The organism is Gordonia sp. B8661-1, from assembly GCF_059427765.1.
In genome coordinates, this window is the sequence record NZ_JCAHRL010000003.1 from 18,041 (window position 1) to 36,500 (window position 18,460).

11 protein-coding genes and 1 tRNA gene are annotated in these 18,460 nt (G+C 68.3%); 7 read left to right on the forward strand and 5 right to left on the reverse strand.

Annotation, left to right across the window (positions count from 1 at the left end; all coding sequences use genetic code 11):
• Positions 1-4: 4 nt before the first annotated feature.
• The 3 genes from AC4JJG_RS07570 to AC4JJG_RS07580 form a co-directional block, all read right to left on the reverse strand.
• Positions 5-1,153 carry a lipase family protein gene (locus AC4JJG_RS07570; protein ID WP_495402045.1) on the reverse strand — a complete coding sequence of 383 codons (1,149 nt, stop codon included), beginning with the start codon at positions 1,151-1,153 and terminating at the stop codon, positions 5-7.
• A 276-nt stretch (positions 1,154-1,429) separates the two neighbouring features.
• Complete coding sequence (locus AC4JJG_RS07575) at positions 1,430-2,206, reverse strand: SIR2 family NAD-dependent protein deacylase (protein WP_495402044.1); 777 nt, start codon at positions 2,204-2,206, stop codon at positions 1,430-1,432.
• The gene (locus AC4JJG_RS07580; protein WP_495402043.1) at positions 2,203-2,631 is read right to left on the reverse strand and encodes an HIT family protein; all 429 of its coding nucleotides are present in this window, start codon (positions 2,629-2,631) and stop codon (positions 2,203-2,205) included. The genes AC4JJG_RS07575 and AC4JJG_RS07580 overlap by 4 nt, the downstream gene beginning before the upstream one ends.
• A gap of 416 nt (positions 2,632-3,047) precedes the next feature.
• Between AC4JJG_RS07580 and AC4JJG_RS07585 the strand changes: the two genes are divergently transcribed.
• Positions 3,048-12,299 carry a fatty acid synthase subunit beta domain-containing protein gene (locus AC4JJG_RS07585; RefSeq protein WP_495402042.1) on the forward strand — a complete coding sequence of 3,084 codons (9,252 nt, stop codon included), beginning with the start codon at positions 3,048-3,050 and terminating at the stop codon, positions 12,297-12,299.
• Positions 12,300-12,331: 32 nt separating this feature from the next.
• Positions 12,332-12,739, forward strand: a complete 408-nt coding sequence (gene acpS, locus AC4JJG_RS07590) for a holo-ACP synthase AcpS (protein WP_495402059.1) — start codon at positions 12,332-12,334, stop codon at positions 12,737-12,739.
• Positions 12,740-12,752: 13 nt separating this feature from the next.
• On the opposite strand, the gene AC4JJG_RS07595 is transcribed toward acpS, so the two are convergent.
• Together AC4JJG_RS07595 and bcp are read right to left on the reverse strand one after the other, a co-directional pair.
• On the reverse strand, positions 12,753-13,388 hold the full coding sequence (locus AC4JJG_RS07595) for a TetR/AcrR family transcriptional regulator (RefSeq protein ID WP_495402040.1): 636 nt from the start codon (positions 13,386-13,388) through the stop codon (positions 12,753-12,755).
• 4 nt (positions 13,389-13,392) lie between these two features.
• Positions 13,393-13,866 carry a thioredoxin-dependent thiol peroxidase gene (gene bcp / locus AC4JJG_RS07600; protein WP_495402039.1) on the reverse strand — a complete coding sequence of 158 codons (474 nt, stop codon included), beginning with the start codon at positions 13,864-13,866 and terminating at the stop codon, positions 13,393-13,395.
• 128 nt (positions 13,867-13,994) lie between these two features.
• On the opposite strand from bcp, the gene AC4JJG_RS07605 reads away from it, so the two are divergent.
• From AC4JJG_RS07605 to AC4JJG_RS07625, 5 genes are all read left to right on the forward strand, one after another.
• Positions 13,995-14,216, forward strand: a complete 222-nt coding sequence (locus tag AC4JJG_RS07605; protein ID WP_495402038.1) for a DUF3618 domain-containing protein — start codon at positions 13,995-13,997, stop codon at positions 14,214-14,216.
• Positions 14,217-14,278: 62 nt separating this feature from the next.
• Positions 14,279-15,415 carry a L,D-transpeptidase gene (locus tag AC4JJG_RS07610; RefSeq protein WP_495402058.1) on the forward strand — a complete coding sequence of 379 codons (1,137 nt, stop codon included), beginning with the start codon at positions 14,279-14,281 and terminating at the stop codon, positions 15,413-15,415.
• 79 nt (positions 15,416-15,494) lie between these two features.
• A tRNA-Lys gene (locus AC4JJG_RS07615) sits at positions 15,495-15,567 on the forward strand.
• Between the two features lie 383 nt (positions 15,568-15,950).
• A complete protein-coding gene (locus AC4JJG_RS07620; RefSeq protein WP_495402037.1) occupies positions 15,951-17,168 on the forward strand; it encodes a L,D-transpeptidase in 1,218 nt (405 codons plus the stop codon).
• 104 nt (positions 17,169-17,272) lie between these two features.
• Positions 17,273-18,415: an acyl-CoA dehydrogenase family protein gene (locus AC4JJG_RS07625; RefSeq protein WP_495402036.1), complete on the forward strand. Its 1,143-nt coding sequence runs from the start codon at positions 17,273-17,275 to the stop codon at positions 18,413-18,415.
• The last annotated feature ends 45 nt before the right edge of the window (positions 18,416-18,460 follow it).

Genomic DNA, 18,460 nt, shown 5'->3' on the forward strand with positions numbered 1-18,460 from the left:
CGCGTCAGCGCTTGGCCAGCCCGGTCACGAAGGACAGTCGGTCACGGAGCGAGATCTCGATGATGTCGTCGTGGCCTGCGTCGTAGGTGTGGAAGCGGGCGTCCACTCCGTTGGCGCGCAGGGCCGCGAGGGCCGGGAGCACCGCCGGATACGGCAGGGTCCGGTCGCGGAGACCGGCGCCGAGGAACATCGGTCCGTCGATGCCGCGCACGGGTAGTCGGAGGTAGCGCTGGAAGGCCTCGATCGTGTTGGTGCTCAACGGGGTTCGTAGGACGGCACTGACCGGGACACCCTTGGTGGCGGCATTGATCGCGTCGATGCACTTGGTGTCGTTCGACCGGAACAGACGTGTGCCGAGCGCGCTCAGGTGGTCCTCGACCCGTAGATCCGGGTTGATCGCCGAGAATCCGCGCAACGCCATGAGATACAGGCCGGTGAGTTCGAGTGGCAGCGGCGGGGTCGACGGTGTCAGGAGCGGGATCAGCGCATCCACCTGCGGCGGGAAGCTCGTCGCCGCCGCACCGAGGTAGCGGAGTTCGGGGGCGTGTTTCGGTCCGTGCGCGGCGGCATTGAAGGTGGCGTGGGCGCCCTGCGAATGGCCGTCCGCAATCCACGAGTCGACGGTGGGCTGCAGATTCCGCGTCGCGCGAGCCGCATCGGCCACCGCGTTGGCCTCGCCGACGGAATCGAGGAATCCCGACGGTCCGGGGGTGCCGAGGCCGATGTAATCCGTTGCCACGACGGCCAATCCGGCGGCGAGCAGCGAACGGAAGTAGCGCTTCTCGCGGTCGTGGCGGCCACGGACGGTGGGAGCGCACTGGTCGCCGAGCCCGTTGGCGCCGTGTGCCCAGGACACGACGGCGCGGGGTGCGCCGGCGGGCAGGTACAACGCTGCGCTGCTCACCCTGCTCGCGCCGCTGCCGTCCGCGGTCCGGTACACGATGCGACGAGAGGTCGCGGCGCCTTCGATCGCAGGTAGCGGACTCGACGACACAATCTGACCGTAACCGGGCTGACCGTAACCGGGCTGCGGCGCGGCACGGACGGTATTCGGAGCCGCTGCCGCGAACGCCGCGGCGACCGACAGGGAGATGAAGCCCGCGAGCACGCCGCGCCATCGACGTGCCATCGTCCTGGCTGGTGAGGTGGCCACGGTCCGAGGCTACTCGGATTCTCCATCGGACGGTGGCCGAGACGTCGCCGCCCTGTTGATCGGGTGGGTCGAGGTGCCGGCTGCCCCCGTTGATCGAGTTGGTCGAGTAGGTCGAGCGGCGGCTGCCCCCGTTGATCGAGTAGGTCGAGGCGCCAGCCGAGGCCGTATCGAGATCTCGCGCAGGTGATCTCGATACGCGGGCTCGGTGGGCTCGCGCGCTACCCGATCAGCGAGTGGTGGTGTGTGGCGGGCGGGCTCTGGTCGCGCGTTACTCGATCAGTCGCCGGTGTTCACCGCGTCGACGAGAGCACGGAGTCCCGCGGTCGCGGGGGCGTCGATGCGGTACAGGACGTCGCCGCTGAGCGCGGACGGTTCGGGGTTGACCTCGATCACCGGAATACCGTTCAGCGCAGCACGTTCGGGGAGCTCGGCGGCGGGGTAGACGACGGCACTGGTGCCGACGACCAGCACCGCGTCGGCGCCCGCGATGGCGGTCTCGGCGCGGCGCCAGGCATCACCGGGCAGGGCCTCGCCGAACCAGACGACGCCCGGACGGACGGGGGACAGGCAGACCGGGCAGCTCGGTGGCTCCACACGTTCGGCATGCACGGCCCGTGCCGGATCCGCGTCCACTCCCTCGTACGGCCGACCGCAATGGCTGCAACGCGGCGCGAAGAGGCTTCCGTGCAGGTGGGCGACGACATCGCTGCCCGCACGCTCGTGCAGGTCGTCGACGTTCTGCGTGATGACACCGACGGTGCGCCCGGCGCCGAGGTCGGCCAGTGCCCGGTGCCCGTCATTGGGTTCGGTGTCGTGCACCATCCGGGCTCGCCACTGATACCAGGCCCACACCAGTGCCGGGTCCCGCGACCAGGCCTCCGGGGTGGCCAACGCCGCCGGATCGTGCCGGGCCCACAGTCCGGTCTCGGCGTCGCGGAATGTCGGTATGCCGCTCTCCGCGGAGATGCCCGCGCCGGAGAACACGGTGACGGTGTCCGCGGCGCGCACGGCCTGCACCACCTCGTCCGGCAGGTGCACGGGTGATGTGGTCACCGGTCGTCCGTGGCGAGCGCGGTCCGGAGTATCTCGGCCGTGTCGTCCGGGTTCGGGTCCCGCCGGACCACCAACCCCTTCGCGAAACTGAGCTTGTCGCCATGGTGGCGCGGCACCACATGGAGATGGGTGTGAAAGACGGTCTGGAACGCCGCGCGTCCGTCGTTGACCGCCAGATTCACGCCGTCGGCCGCGATGGCGCTCGACTTCATCGCTCCGGCGACCCGCTGGCCCGCGGCGAACAGCCGTGCTCCGGTGTCCGGCTCGAGATCCGCCAGGCCGGACGAATGCGTACGCGGTACGAGGAGCGTGTGCCCGCGCGTGATCGGCCGGATGTCGAGGAAGCCCACCACGACGTCGTCGGAGTAGACGGTCCGCGACGGCGCGGTCCCGGAGACGATGTCGCAGAACACGCAGGAAGCCATGGTGTGCACCCTAACCCGTGTGCGTCGCGGCGCTGTCCGGAGAGCTGCGGCAACTCGACGGGCGGTCGTGTCGCATGTCACATAACGGTTATATAACGGTTTGAGAGACGAATTCGGCTACCCCGTCTCGGGGCCGAAAAGCGGCGCTGAGGTGCGGAAAAGAGGGTCCGCGCAGGGTCGTGGGGGACATGTCGAAAAGTTACTCGCCAGGTTACTGGTGGGTATACCGAGCGGTCCGCGCAAAACATGAGGAATCCCTCATTTTCCTGTGTCATCATGGTTCTCGCGATCACGTCGACGATTCCTCGCCGCCGAGGTGGATGTCCCCAATTCTCTTGGGCGACAGGCGTGTTCATTCAGTGTGCCCAGCGTGCGTGCACCCGCGACCCGACTTGTGTCGAGACGAAGGAGAACTTGTGACCGTCGATCAATTCCGTTCCGGAGCCCACGGGGCCGCCCACTCCGACCGCCCGGCCACGACCCTGATCGATCGTCTCGCCGCCGGTGAGTCCTATGCCATCAGCTTCGCCGGTCAGGGTTCGCCCTGGCTCCCGACCCTCGCCGAACTGGTCGTCGACGCCGACCTCGAACACCGGCTGGCCAAGGTCGTCGCCGCCGCCGAACGGCTCATCGACCCCGTCGCCGACCAGCTCAGCATCGCCGGAGCGGACGGCTTCCATCCGCTCTCGTGGGTCCGGGCCGCCGACGCGGGCGAGCCGGTCCCCGGCGACGATCACCTCGCCGATTTCACGCTGTCCGCACCGGGCGTTCTGCTGACCCAGTTCGCCGCGATCGAGGCGCTGCGCAAACAGGGACTCGACACCACCGCCATCAGCCCGTCCGCGGTGATCGGTCACTCGCAGGGTTCGATGGCCACCGAGGCGGTGGGCACCGACGGTCAGGCCGCGGAATCCGGGCAGGGGCTCCTGCTCGCGGTCGCCCGCTTGATCGGTGCGGCCGGCACCGTGGTCGCACGCCGCCGAGGCCTGGCCACCACCGCCGAGGGCACCCCGATGCTCGCCGTCGGCAACGTCGACCCGTCCCGCATCGAAGCCCTCCTCGCCGACTACCGCGACGGTCTCTCCGAGAGCGAGCGCCGTACCGCTCCGGTCGTCGCCATCCGCAACGGCCGGCGGTCGCTGGCACTGTCCGGCGCGCCGCGGCACCTCTCGGCCTTCGCGGCGCTGTGCGAGCGGGTCGCCGAGTCCGAGGCCGACGAACGCAAGCGCAAGGTGACCGGCGGTGCGCCCTTCACCCCCCGCTTCGATCACCTCGAGGTCAGTGCGGCCTTCCATCACCCGGCGATGACCGAGGCCGTCGACCTCGTCGCCGAGTGGGCGGATGCCTGCGGCATCGACACCGCGGTGGCCGTGCGCCATGCCAACGCGGTGCTCGTCGACCAGGTCGACTGGGTCGGCACCGTGGACGGCGTCGTCGACGACGGTGTCGCCTGGATTCTGGACCTCGGGCCCGGCGATCTCGCCACCCGGCTCACCGCGTCGCTGGTGCGTGGACGTGGCGTGGGACTGGTGCCCGCGGCACTGCGCGTGGGCCAGCGAAACCTGTTCAGCCCCGGCGGGATTCCCGAGGTGTCCACCCCGTGGACGAACTTCGCCCCGCGCCTGGTGGAACTGCCCGACGGCCGCACCGTCGTCGACACCGCCTTCACCCGTCTGACCGGCCGTTCGCCGATGCTGCTCGCCGGCATGACGCCGACGACCGTCGACCCCGCGATCGTCGCGGCCGCCGCGAACGCGGGCCACTGGGCCGAGCTCGCCGGCGGCGGGCAGGTCACCGAGGAGATCTTCGCCGGTAACGTCGCGCGCCTCACCGAACTCCTCGAGGACGGCCGCCAGGCCCAGTTCAACGCACTGTTCCTGGACCCGTACCTGTGGAAGCTGCAGCTGGGTGGCAAGCGCATCGTGCAGAAGGCCCGTGCCCAGGGCGCGCCGATCGACGGTGTCATCGTCTCCGCGGGCATCCCGGAACTCGAGGACGCCGTCGCGCTGGTCGACGAGTTCGTCGAGGCGGGACTGCGGTACGTGGCGTTCAAGCCGGGCACCGTCGAGCAGATCCGTGCCGTGGTCCGCATCGCCAACGAGGTCCCGCATCATCCGGTGATCGTGCAGATCGAGGGCGGTCGCGCCGGTGGCCACCACTCCTGGGAGGACCTCGACGACCTGCTGCTGGCCACCTACGGCGAGCTCCGTGCACGCCCCAACGTGGTGATCTGTGTCGGCGGCGGCATCGGCACCCCCGAACGGGCCGCTGAGTATCTGACCGGCGCGTGGTCGGAGGCCTACGGCTATCCGACGATGCCTCTCGACGGCATCCTGATCGGCACCGCCGCGATGGCCGCCAAGGAGGCCACCACGGCGCCCGAGGTCAAGCAGATGCTGGTGGACACCGTCGGCTGCGACACCTGGATCGGTGCGGGGCACGCGGACGCGGGTATGGCATCGGGCCGCAGTCAGCTGGGCGCGGACATCCACGAGATCGACAATGCCGCCTCGCGGTGCGGTCGTCTGCTCGACGCGGTGGCGGGCGACGCCGACGCGGTGGCCGAGCGCCGCGACGAGATCATCGCCGCAATGGCCGCCACCGCCAAGCCGTACTTCGGCGACGTCGCCGAGATGACCTACCGGGACTGGCTGGATCGCTACGCCACCCTGGCGGTCGGCGACGGGCGTCAGGATCAGGTGCCGTGGGCCGACATCACCTGGCAGCAGCGCTTCACCGAGATGCTGCAGCGCACCGAGGCCCGGATGAGCCCGGTCGACTCCGGCGAGATCCCGACCATGTTCGCGCACACCTCGGCCACCGACGATCCGCATGCCGCGATCGACGTGCTGGGGAGCGTGTACCCGGAGATCGAGACCGACGTGCTGCATCCGGCGGACGTGGCGTTCTTCCTGGAACTCTGCCGGACGCCCGGTAAGCCGGTGAACTTCGTGCCCGTCATCGACAAGGATGTGCGCCGCTGGTGGCGCAGTGATTCGCTGTGGCAGGCCCACGACGCCCGCTACCCTGCCGACGCCGTCTGCATCATCCCGGGCCCGGTCGCCGTCTCGGGCATCACCCGGGTCGACGAACCGGTCGGCGATCTCCTCGATCGCTTCGAGGCGCGGGTCGTCGCCGACCTGCGTGACGCCGGGGTGGATGCCGCGTCGGTCGAGACCCGCAAGCGCGCCGGACTCGTCGACGGTTCGGGGCCGCTGGTGGCACTTCTCGAGGCCGACGACGTGGAGTGGGCGGGCCGGATGGTGCCCAGCCCGATCGCGCTCCTCGGCGACCGGAGCAGCTGGTCGGTCGTGGATCCCGATCGCGCCGAACACGAGCCGACCGGTGCGGTCGTGGAGCGTGTGCCGAGCGAGAACAATGTCGCGGCCGGCTCCCGATTCGAACTGATCGTGCCGATTTCCGGTGCGTCCGTGCGTATTCCGCTGCACATCGACGGTGCACTGGCCGACGGCGGCGCACCGTGTGTCGGCGTCGACGAGGCCGCGCGGGCGATGACCGAGATCCTCACCGTCGCGGCGGGCGGTCGCCTCGCCGACGTGACGGACGGCGTGAGCACCACCACCGTCTCCTGGGATCCGGACGCCGTCGCCGACCATGCCGCGGTCACCGGCTTCAGCCTGCCCGCACACCTGCGGCCGACGACCCCCACGGAGCCGTTCGGCTTCGCGGTGCCCGACACCCTCGTCGGCGCGTCCTGGCCGAGTGTCTTCAGCGTCATCGGCTCGGCGCTGACCGACGACGGACGCCCCGTCGTCGAGGGTCTGCTGGACCTGGTCCACCTCGACCACGCCGCACACGTGACGGGGCAGATCCCCACCGACGCAGCCGATCTCACCGTCACCGCGACCGCGGGCCGGGTGTACGACTCCGAGGTCGGACGGGTCGTCGAGGTGACCGTCGACATCACGGGCGACGACGGACCGATCGCCACCCTGCAGGAACGTTTCGCGATCCGGGGACGGCTCGGCGACGACACGCTGACCGATCCGGTGCGCGCCGGAGGTGCCGCCGACGGCGAGCAGTCCGCGACGCGGAAACTGGTGCGCCAGGCCACGATCACGGCTCCTCATCGGATGGCGGGTTTCGCGGCCGTCTCCGGTGACCGCAATCCCATCCACACCGATTCGTCGGCGGCCAAGCTGGCCGGGCTCGGTGAGCCGATCGTGCACGGCATGTGGCTCTCGGCGGCCGCCCAGCAGGTCGTCACCGCGACCGACAGCAAGAACCCGACGCCGTCGCCCCGCCGTCTGATCGGTTGGACCGCACGCTATCTCGGCATGGTGCGCACCGGTGACGCCGTGACGATCCGCGTCGACCGCGTCGGTCTGGACGCCGGGCGTGAGGTCGTCGAGGTGACCGCCAAGGTCGGCGACGATCTGGTGATGAGTGCCACCGGTCTGCTGGCCGCGCCGCGTACCGTCTACGCCTTCCCCGGGCAGGGCATCCAGAGCAAGGGCATGGGACTCGACGCGCGCTCGCGCTCGAAGGCCGCCCGCGAGATCTGGGACCGTGCCGACAAGCACACGCGCAGTGCGCTCGGCTTCTCCATCCTCGCGGTGGTCCGCGACAACCCGACGACCCTGGTGGCCAACGGCACCACCTACAACCACCCCGACGGCGTGCTCAACCTGACGCAGTTCACCCAGGTGGCCATGGCCACCCTGGGCGTCGCGCAGATCGCCGAGCTGAAGGAGTCCGGCGGTTTCGTCGAGGGCGCCATCACCTGCGGCCACTCGGTGGGCGAGTACAACGCACTCGCCGCCTGCGCCGGGGTGCTGCCGCTCGAGGCCGTCCTCGAGGTGGTCTTCCAGCGCGGTGAGGCGATGCATCACCTGGTGCCGCGAGACGAGTTGGGCCGCAGCGACTACCGGATGGCCGCCATCCGGCCGAGCCAGTTCGGGCTCGACGACGCCGACGTCACCGACTTCGTGTCCGGTGTCGGCGCCGCCTGCGGTGAGTTCCTCGAGGTGGTCAATCTCAATCTGAAGGGCTCGCAGTACGCGATCGCCGGCACGGTCCGCGGCCTCGAACACCTCGAGGCCGAGATCGAGCGGCGCCGCAACGAGTTCGGCGGCAAGCGGGCGTTCATCCTGGTGCCCGGCATCGATGTGCCGTTCCACTCCACGGTGCTGCGTGACGGCGTCGGCGAGTTCCGCGAGAAGCTCGAGGGGCTGCTGCCCGAGCACATCGACCCGGCGATCCTGGTGGGTCATTACATCCCGAACCTCGTCCCGCGCCTGTTCACGCTGGAACGCCCGTTCATCGAGGAGATCGCCGCGCTGGTGCCCTCCGACCCGCTGAATGCCGTTCTGGCCGAATGGGACTCGTGGGCGGACACGCCGGGACAGCTGGTGCGCGTGGTGCTCATCGAGCTGCTGGCATGGCAGTTCGCGAGCCCGGTCCGCTGGATCGAGACGCAGGAGCTGCTCTTCGCCGGGCCCGAGCGCGATGGCCTGGGCGTGCAGCGCTTCGTGGAGATCGGCCTCAAGGGTGCGCCGACGCTGACCGGCCTCGCCACCAACACGCTGAAACTGGCCGACTACGCGTCGTCGACCGCCGAGGTCGTCAACGTGGAGCGCGACTCCGACGTGATCCTCGCCAAGGACTCGGGTCCCGAACCCGAGCAGGAGGTCGACGAGCCGGTCGCGGAGACCGTGGAGCAGAGTGCTCCGGCACCGGCCGCTGCTCCGGCCCCCGCGCCGGCTGCGGCCGCGGGACCACGCCCCGACGACATCGGCTTCGGCCCGGCCGACGCGGTGAAGTCCGTCATCGCACTGTGGACCAAGATGCGCACCGACCAGATCGGTGGGGCCGACACCATCGAGGCGCTGTGCGACGGTGTCTCCTCACGGCGCAACCAGTTGCTCCTCGACATCGGTGGCGAACTCGGTCTCGGCGCCATCGACGGTGCAGCGGAAGCGGATATGGTGGCGCTGGCCTCCACGGTGGACACCCTCGCGCGCGGCTACCGGCCGCTCGGCGCGGTACTCACCGACGCGGTGTCCGATCAGGTGCGCAAGGTGCTCGGCCCGCTGGGCAAACGACAGGCCTACATCACCGACCGCGTGACCAACGTCTGGCAGCTGGGCCCGGGCTGGGGCCTGCACACCGTGGTCGCGGTCGCACTCGGAACCCGCGACGGCGCGAGCGTGCGCGGCGGCGACCTCGGTGACCTCCTCGACGGTGGTATCGCCAACGCTGATGCGCTCGACGCCCTCATCGACCGCGCGGTCGCCTCGGTCGGCGCCGCCCGGGGCGTCGCCGTGGCCAAGCCCGCCGCCGAGAGCGGTGGCGGGGCCACGGTGGATGCCGCCGCACTCGGGGAGTTCACCGAACAGCTGACCGGTCGTTCCGGTGCACTCGCGTCGGCCGCGCAGACGATCCTCGCCAAGCTCGGCCTGGCCGACGTCGCCGAATCCGTGGCCGCGGTGGAGGATCCGAATGCCGGGATCGCCGAACGCGTCAGCGCCGAACTGGGCTCGGACTGGGCGCGGACCGTCGCCCCGGCCTTCGACGAGGACAAGGTCGTCCTGGTCGACGATCGCTGGGCCACCGGTCGTGAGGATCTCGTGCGGATCTGGCTGGCCGACGAACACGATCTCGACCAGGACTTCGAGCGCACCGTGAATCGGTTCGCCGGTGCGGGCAACACCATTGCCGAGCACGCCACGTGGTGGCAGGGCAAGGCGCTCGCGGCGGGAAATGCCGTGCACGCCCGCACCTTCGGCGCGATCGCACACGCGGCCGAGGAACCGGCGCAGGGGGAGTGGGCTCGCGAGATCGCGGTCGTGACCGGAGCGGGCAAGGGCTCGATCGCGGCCGGTGTGATCGGCGGATTGCTCGCCGGTGGTGCGACGGTGATCGCCACGACGTCGCGACTGGATTCCGGGAAGCTGGCCTTCTACAAGCAGCTGTACCGCGACCACGCCCGCTTCGACGCCGCCCTCTGGGTGGCGCCCGCGAACATGGCCTCCTACACCGATGTCGACGATCTCGTCGAGTGGATCGGTGCCGAGCAGACCGAGAATCTCGGCGGCGCCACCGCGGTGGTGAAGCCGGCGATGAAGCCGACCCTGCTGTTCCCGTTCGCCGCACCGCGCGTCGCCGGTGACCTGACCGACGCCGGCGGCCGCGCCGAGCTCGAGATGAAGGTGCTGCTGTGGTCGGTGGAGCGGATGATCGCCGGTCTGTCCGAACTGCACGCCGACCATGACATCGCCGCACGGCTGCACGTGGTGCTGCCCGGTTCACCGAACCGCGGCATGTTCGGTGGCGACGGCGCCTACGGCGAGAGCAAGGCCGCCTTCGACGCACTCGTGACCCGTTGGGGCGCCGAGGATTCCTGGAATCAGCGGACCTCGATCGCACACGCGCTCATCGGATGGGTGCGCGGCACCGGACTGATGGGACACAACGACGGCATGGTGGACGCGGTGGAAGCCGCGGGTGTGCGCACCTGGAGCACCGCCGAGATGGCCGACAACCTCCTCGGCCTGTGCGGCCCCGAACAGCGTGAACAGGCACGTGGCGAGGCGATCCTCGCGGACTTCACCGGCGGTCTCGATCCGTCGATCGATCTGAAGGCGCTCGCCGCGGTCGCGGCGGACGCCCCCGCGGACACCGACGAGGACACCGACGACGCCGCGCAGACCGTGGCGGCACTGCCCGCGCCGGCGCGTGCGCCGCGCGGCATGACGCCGAACTGGCCCGCGATCGACGCTCGTCCCGAGGACATGGTGGTCATCGTGGGAGCGGGTGAACTCGGCCCGTACGGCTCGGCGCGCACCCGCTTCGAGATGGAGGTCGACGAGAAGCTCTCGGCCGCAGGTGTTCTCGAGCTCGCCTGGAACACCGGCCTGATCCACTGGGACACCGCGCCCAAGCCGGGCTGGTACGACACCGAGTCCGGGGACGCGGTGGCGGAGAGCGAGATCGCCGAGCGCTACCACGACGAGGTCGTCGCCCGATGCGGTATCCGCCGCTACGCCGACGACGGTGCGATGGTGGACAACACCTCGCCGTTGCTGACATCGGTCTTCCTCGACGAGGATCTGACCTTCACGGTCGGTTCCGAGGCCGAGGCACGTGCCTTTGCCGCATCGAATCCGGAGAAGACCCGGGTCACCGAGAATCCCGAGTCCGGCGACTGGCAGGTCACCCGACTGGCCGGCACCGAAATCCGTGTGCCGCGGCAGTTCTCGCTGACCCGCACCGTCGGTGGCCAGATCCCGACCGGTTTCGACCCGACCCGCTGGGGCGTCACCCCGGACATGGCGGAGTCCATCGACCGTGTCGCACTCTGGAACCTGGTGGCGACCGTCGACGCGTTCCTCTCGTCCGGCTTCACCCCGTCCGAGCTGATGAACTGGGTGCACCCCGGTCTGGTTGCCAACACCCAGGGCACCGGCATGGGCGGCATGACCTCGATGCGCGAGCTGTACATCAACACGCTGCTCGGCGAATCCAAGGCCAACGACATCCTGCAGGAGGCCCTGCCGAATATCGTTGCCGCCCACGTGGTCCAGTCGTACGTCGGCAGCTACGGCGCGATGATCCATCCGGTCGCGGCATGTGCCACGGCGGCCGTGTCGGTCGAGGAGGGCGTCGACAAGATCCGGCTCGGCAAGGCGCTCTTCGCAGTGGCAGGCGGCTTCGACGACCTCGGCATCGAGGGAGTCGTGGGCTTCGGCGACATGAACGCGACCGCCGAGTCGGCGAAGATGTCGGCACGTGGCATCGACGATCGCCGGTTCTCCCGCGCCAACGATCGCCGACGCGGCGGGTTCGTCGAATCCCAGGGCGGCGGAACCATTCTGCTGGCCCGCGGTGACGTGGCCGCCCAGATGGGACTGCCCGTCCTCGGTGTGGTCGCGTGGGCGCAGAGCTTCGGCGACGGTGTGCACACCTCCATTCCCGCACCGGGACTGGGCGCGCTGGGCGCGGCGCGCGGCTCGGCCGACTCGCCGCTGGCGTGTGCTCTGAGCGCACTCGGTGTCAGCGCCGACGACGTGGCGGTGATCTCCAAGCACGACACGTCCACTCGCGCCAACGATCCCAATGAATCCGAACTGCACGAGCGCCTGGCCGGTGCGATCGGCCGCGGTGCGGGAGCACCGCTGTTCGTGGTGTCGCAGAAGTCGTTGACCGGACACGCCAAGGGCGGTGCCGCGGCCTTCCAGCTCATCGGTCTGTGCCAGCTGTTGCGCGACGGGGTGATCCCGCCGAACCGCAGCCTGGACTGTGTGGACGAGCAGATGAAGGAGTACCCGCATCTGGTGTGGCCGCGCGAGACCCTGCGCCTGGGTGAGCGGTTCCCGCTCAAGGCGGGGCTGCTGACGAGCCTCGGCTTCGGTCACGTCTCGGGACTCATCGCGGTCGTCCATCCGGAAGCCTTTGTGGCGAGCCTGGATCCGGAAGCGGCGGCGACCTACCGGGAGGCGGCCGCCGAGCGCACACGCCAGGGCAATCAGCGTCTGCTGCAGGCGATGTGCGGTGTGGAGTCGGCCTATCAGCGTCCGCCGAACCGGCGGTTCGACGAGGCGGCCGACGAGCATGATGCCGAGGCGGGACTGCTGCTGAACCCGGATGTCCGGCTCGACGCGGACGGCTCCTACGGCCTGCCGCCGGTCGCCGGTGCGGCCGGATGACGGCGGGACGGACCGCGGAGGCCTCCGACTCGATGAGTGTTCTGGGAGTGGGGATCGACATCGTGTCGATCCCGGAGTTCGGCGAGCAACTGGCGCAACCCGGTACGACGTTCGCGGAACGGTTCACCGTCCGCGAACGCCGGGACGCGGCCGCGGGCACCGGCGACGAGGCACGGCATCTGGCGGCGCGCTGGGCGGCGAAGGAAGCCGTGGTCAAGGCATGGTCGGTGAGTCGCTTCGCACGCTCGCCGCTGCTGCCCCTGATCCGGCACAGCGACATCGAGGTCGTCACCGACAACTGGGGGCGTCCCGCCATCCGGTTGAGCGGCGAGATCGGCGAGATCCTCGCCGATACGCGACTCCACATCTCCCTCACCCATGACGGGGACACCGCGGCCGCGGTGGCGATCCTGGAGGGCCCGGCGCGCGGAAGTGACTGAGCGCCAAGCGCTGTCAGTTCTCGGCGGTCGTCTCCTCGAGGAGGAGATAGCCGGCCAGCATGCGTTTGAGTTCGGTGACCGTCTCGTCGTGCGGGTGCCCGTCCTGCACCGAAAAACTCAGCAACGAGTACGCGGTATGAACGAGCACCTGCGACATCATCTCCCGGCGTAGCCGCTGGGTCGGGGTCAGCGGTGCGAGGATGCGTGCCACCAAGTCGGCCAGCACCCGTTCGTTCTGTGCGGCCGTCGCACGTGTCGCGGGAGTCGACTGCACGGCGAGCCAGACCGCACGGCGCGACGGATCGTCGCGCCAGAGGTTGGCCAGATGATCGAGGAACTTCTCCAGCAGATGCGGCCATTCGAGAGACGGGATCTCGGAGGCGAACGCGGCCAGTTCCTCCCGCACGCCGACGGTGTCCTGCCGGTCGAGTTCACAGACGATGACGTACTTGTTCGCGAAGTACTGATAGAGCGTGCCGATGGGCACCTCGGCACGCGATGCGATCTCCTCGCACGTCAGGGATTCGAAGCCGACCTCGATGAGCAGTTCGCGGGCCGCGGCGAGCATCGTCGAGAACTTCTTCTTGCTGCGTTCCTGGGTGGGCCGTTTACGCGGCTCCAGCAGCTCCGGAAAGGCCGGTGCGGACATCGTCTTACACGGACAGATCGCGACGTAGTTTGGCGACGTGTCCGGTGGCCCGCACGTTGTACTGGGCGACCTCGATCTTCCCCTGTTCGTCGACCAGGAACGTGGAGCGGATGACGCCGGTGACCTTTTTGCCGTACATCGTCTTCTCGCCGAAGGCACCCCACTCGGCGAGGACGGTTTTGTCCGGATCGGAGAGCAGTGGGAAGTTCAGGTTCTCCGCCTCGGCGAACTTCGCCAGTTTGGCGGGTTTGTCGGGGGAGATGCCGATGACGTCGAGGCCCGCCTCGTTCAATTCGCCGAGATTGTCGCGAAAGTCGCACGCCTGCTTGGTGCAACCCGGCGTGCTCGCGGCGGGATAGAAGTAGACGATGACCTTGCGGCCGGCGTAGTCGGACAATGACACCGGGTTGCCCTCTGCGTCCGGGAGCGTGAAGGCAGGGGCGGGATCTCCGGGGGACAACCGCGTGTTCGATGACATACGGCCAGGCTAGTCGATCGAGGCGAGAGCACGGCGGGGTCGATGACGTACTCTCGAAAGGTCGTCGGCTGCCCCCGGTCCTGCCGTGGTGCACCGAAGTACTCACAACCGACCGATGGAGGAGCGACGTGGGCGGGGATACCGAACGCATCGAGCGCGAGATCGTGCAGGCTCGCGAAGACCTGGCCAAGACTCTCGACGCACTGGCCGAGCGCACCAGCCCGCAGCGGCTGGCCGATGATGCCAAGACCAAGGCCGTCGCGCTCGTCAACAAACCCGCTGTCAAATACGGACTCGCCGCTGTCGGTGTGGTTGCCGTTCTGGTCGTGATCCGGTCCATCGCGAAGTGACCGTCTCCGGGGCGGCCCGCCGGGCCATCGTGGGCGGAGCGGTCGCCGTGGTGGCCGCCGGGATGTTGGCCGGCTGCACCGATTCGGCGAGCTACTCCGATCAACTGAGCAACGCACCCGCACTCGATTCGGTGGCGCAGCCCCAGATCTCCGTGACCGGGTGGCGTGATCGGCCGATGGCCGACAAGTCCGTCGGGGTCATGCCGGGCGCGCCCATCACCGTCACCGCCCGCGAAGGCAGTTTGTCGTCGGTGGTGGTGAGCGGACCCGGAGGAAAGGTCGCGGGCCGGACATCGCCGGACGGGACCCGCTGGGTGTCGAACGAAGCACTCGACTTCGGTGCGAAGTACACCCTGACGGCCTCGGCCCGCGGGGTCGACGGACCGGGTGCCCGCAAGATCGGCTTCACCACGGCGTCGGCGGATTCCCTGGCGAGCGCCGCCACGGTGACCGAGGACGGCGAGACCGTCGGTGTGGGCCAACCGGTCGCGATCAACTTCGACGCCCCGGTCGCCAACAAACGCAACGCGCAGAACGCGATCTCGGTGACCACCGATCCGCCCGTGCAGGGCGCCTTCTACTGGCTCAACGACACGATGGTGCGGTGGCGGCCCCAGCATTTCTGGAAGCCGGGCACCAAGGTCAAGGTCAAAGTGAAGACCAAGGGCATCGACTTCGGCGACGGGGTCTTCGGCGCGAACAATCTGACCACCAACTTCACGATCGGCCGGAAGTTCGTCGCCGTCGCCGACGACAACACCAAGCAGATCACCGTCTCGGTGAACGACAAGGTCGTCAAGACGATGCCGACGTCACTGGGCAAGGATTCGTCGCCCACGAGCAACGGCACCTACATCGTCGCCGAGCGGGTGCCCAGCGTGATCATGGACTCGTCGACCTATGGTGTGCCGGTCAATTCGCCCGGCGGCTACCGCGAGGTCGTGCAATCGGCCACGCGGATCTCGTTCAGCGGCATCTATGTTCACTCCGCGCCGTGGTCGCTCGGCGACCAGGGCGTCGACGACGTCAGCAACGGATGCCTCAACGTGAGCCCCGCCAACGCCGAATGGTTCCTGCAGAACTCACTGCGCGGCGACATCGTCATCGCGAAAAACACTGTCGGACCGCAGCTTCCCGGCGACGACGGACTCGGGGACTGGAACATCCCGTGGAAGGTCTGGAAGAAGGGCAACGCCTGACCGATCGGTGGGAGCGCCCTGACCAGCCGATTTCACATCTGTGGGGTCGTGCCTGTAAGGTTTCGTCTCGCACCGCCAAGCGCCATTAGCTCAATTGGCAGAGCAGCTGACTCTTAATCAGCGGGTTCGGGGTTCGAGTCCCTGATGGCGCACAGAACAACACCCCCGGTCAATTGCGGCCGGGGGTGTTGTGCGTTTCGGACCGTTCGTACAATCTGCGCTCACGTTTCCCGTTCCCGCTCAGCCCTCAGGTGTGAGCGAGAACGGAAAAGGTGAGCGGCGCTGTCTTTGTTCGAATGACACACACGCATAGCGGCCGACCGCCCGGCGTGAGATCGCTCACGTCGGGCCGGTCGCAACCTGGCCGTGTGACTGGTGGGACACCATGAGACCGGATCGGTATGACGCGTGCGCAGACACGGACATAGCAGACGAAAAAACTCTTCTACACTGGTGGGCAACCGCGCGATGGGTTGTATGTCCCATCGGCGCTTCGGCGTGTTCTGGCGGGATTGAGTCATTCAGGGTGGAGAACATGGGGATCGGTCGTACCGGCGCCGGCCGGCGCTCGACGCTTGCAGTGATCGGACTTCTGAGCGCGATGGCATTGACTGCCACCGCGTGCTCGCAGGACGCCAAGTACCCGACGAACGTCGGCAGCTCGAACCTCATCGACGACATGCTGACCCCGGGCATGACGATCACCGAGTGGGCCAACAAGCCGCTCGCCGACAAGGCCGTCGGCGTTCAGCCGGGCGCGCCGATCGTCGTGCAGGCCAGTGAGGGCTCCATCACCGGTGTCCGGATCGCCAAGGCCGACGGATCACCCGTCAAGGGCGCGATGTCCGAGGACGGTTCGCGCTGGGAGATCGCCGAACCTCTCGGCTACAACCGCACCTACACACTGCAGGCGGATGCGGTCGGCATCGGCGGCAAGTCGACCAAGCGGGTCTCTTTCACCACGCAGGCCCCCAACAACCTGACGCAGGCCTACCTCACCCCGTCGAAGGGCGAGACCGTGGGTGTCGGCCAGCCGGTGGCCGTCAAGTTCGACGAACCGATCCCGAATCGGAAGGCCGCCGAGCGGGCCATGAAGGTCACGACGAACCCTCCGGTGGAGGGTGCTTTCTACTGGATCAGCGACACCGAGGTGCGCTGGCGTCCGCAGCACTGGTGGAAGACCGGCACCAAGGTCAACGTCGAGGTCAACACCTACGGCATCGACCTGGGCGACGGCCTGTTCGGCCAGAGCAACGTGAAGACCAACTTCACCGTCGGACGCTCGATGATCATCACCGCCGACGACGCCAGCAAGCAGGTCACCTTCGAGAAGGACGGCAAGGTCGTCCGCTCGATGCCGACGTCGATGGGCAAGCCCGGCACCGAGACCGACAACGGCATCTACCTGGTGTCCGACAAGCACGACCACATCATCATGGACTCGTCGACGTACGGTGTTCCGACGAACTCGGCCGACGGCTACCGGACTCCGGTGGACTACGCGACCCGGATGTCCTACAGCGGCATCTTCTTCCACTCGGCACCGTGGTCGGTGTGGGCGCAGGGCAACACCAACACCAGTCACGGCTGCCTGAATCTCAGCCCCGACGACGCCCTGTGGGTCATGCAGAACACGCTCCGTGGCGATCCGGTGATCGTGAAGAACACCTCGGGCGGAACCCTTTCCGGCACTGATGGTTTGGGCGACTGGAACGTCCCGTGGAAGGTGTGGTCGAAGGGCAACGCCGACTAGATCGGGGCGCGGTGTGAGCGAACACCGTACCAACGGGTAACGGTGTCAATGCTCACTGTTACGATCACGCCTGACTCTTGCTTCCGAAGTAAAGGTGTAGACGCATGGCCAACCGATCCTCGTGGGAAACCGACGACCTGACCGCATTGCGCGAAATGACGCGCAGCTTCTGCGAGAAGGAAATCAAGCCGAATATCGAGAAGTTCATCGAGCAGCACCACGTCGACCGCGACCTGTGGAACAAGGCCGGCGAACTCGGTCTTCTGTGCATGTCCATTCCGGAGGAATACGGCGGCGGTGGCGGCACCTTCGCCCATGAGGCCGTCCTCATCGAGGAGCAGGCCCGTGTGGCCGATTCGTCGTGGGGCGTCAGCCTCCACAACGGCATCGTGGCGCACTACCTCCTCGCCTACGGTTCCGAGGAGCAGAAGAAGAAGTGGCTGCCGAAGATGGCCAGCGGTGAGGTCGTCGGTGCCATCGCGATGACCGAACCGGGCACCGGCTCGGACCTCCAGGCCGTGAAGACCAAGGCCATCAAGGACGGCGACGATTACGTCATCGACGGGTCGAAGACCTTCATCACCAATGGCGGGCAGGCCGACCTGATCATCGTCGTCGCCAAGACCGACGTCTCCGAGGGTGCCAAGGGCATCTCGCTGATCCTGGTGGAGGCCGACCGTGAGGGCTTCCGCCGCGGACGCGTGCTCGACAAGGTCGGGCAGCGTGGCCAGGACACCTCGGAACTGTTCTTCGACGGCGTGCGGGTGCCGACATCGAACCTGCTCGGCACCGAAGAGGGCATGGGCTTCATCCAGCTGATGCAGCAGTTGCCGCAGGAGCGCCTGATCATCGCGGTCGCCTCGACGGCAGGCATGGAGGGCGCACTCGAGCACACCCTCGCCTACACCAAGGACCGCACCGCGTTCGGTCGCCCGATCTTCGGATTCCAGAACACCAAGTTCAAGCTCGCCGAGGTGGCGACCGAGGCGAAGATCGCCCGGGTCTTCACCGACGACTGCATCGAGAAGCACCTGGTGGGCGAACTCGACATCCCGACGGTCGCGATGGCCAAGTGGTGGACCAGCGACCGCGCGATGGCCGTCGCCGACGAATGCCTGCAGCTCTTCGGCGGCTACGGCTACATGAACGAGTACCCGATCGCCCGCATGTGGGCCGATCAGCGCGTGCAGAAGATCTACGCGGGTACGAACGAGATCATGAAGGAGATCATCGCCCGGTCGCTCTGACGACCGGGCATTACCTCCGACAGCATGGCGGCGACGGGTGATAGG

Coding starts and splice junctions, on each gene's coding strand:
- AC4JJG_RS07580 (WP_495402043.1), bottom strand. CDS start 2,631: ATGGCTTCCTGCGTGTTCTGCGACATCGTCTCCGGGACCGCGCCGTCG.
- acpS (WP_495402059.1), top strand. CDS start 12,332: ATGAGTGTTCTGGGAGTGGGGATCGACATCGTGTCGATCCCGGAGTTC.
- AC4JJG_RS07595 (WP_495402040.1), bottom strand. CDS start 13,388: ATGTCCGCACCGGCCTTTCCGGAGCTGCTGGAGCCGCGTAAACGGCCC.
- bcp (WP_495402039.1), bottom strand. CDS start 13,866: ATGTCATCGAACACGCGGTTGTCCCCCGGAGATCCCGCCCCTGCCTTC.
- AC4JJG_RS07610 (WP_495402058.1), top strand. CDS start 14,279: ATGTTGGCCGGCTGCACCGATTCGGCGAGCTACTCCGATCAACTGAGC.
- AC4JJG_RS07620 (WP_495402037.1), top strand. CDS start 15,951: ATGGGGATCGGTCGTACCGGCGCCGGCCGGCGCTCGACGCTTGCAGTG.
- AC4JJG_RS07625 (WP_495402036.1), top strand. CDS start 17,273: ATGGCCAACCGATCCTCGTGGGAAACCGACGACCTGACCGCATTGCGC.